Genomic DNA, 257 nt, shown 5'->3' on the forward strand with positions numbered 1-257 from the left:
GTGTGTAAGATGCCGCGCTTCTTGGCCAGCTCGTAGGCAAATCCCACAGTAAACAGGTTCATGCCGGCCACGCCGATAGTCACGTTCTTCGTGTGTTCGGGGCGCAGCGCCCAATCGAGGACGCGGATGTAGTTCGCGTCTGTCGTTTCTTTGTTCGGTTGGGTCACCATGTCCCACCCATGCACGGTTGCTTCCACGCGCTCCATGGAAAGGTTGGCACCCTTTACGACTCGCACCTTAATTGGTGAGCCACCATT

Annotated in this window: 1 protein-coding gene; it reads right to left on the reverse strand. The window is 56.8% G+C overall.

What is annotated here, in order from left to right:
* Window positions 1-257 (reverse strand): proline dehydrogenase family protein (locus QP381_RS09195; RefSeq protein ID WP_285068720.1); only part of this gene is annotated, 257 nt, incomplete at both ends.

This window comes from Pauljensenia sp. UMB6358 (assembly GCF_030216865.1).
GTDB lineage: Bacteria > Actinomycetota > Actinomycetes > Actinomycetales > Actinomycetaceae > Pauljensenia > Pauljensenia turicensis_A.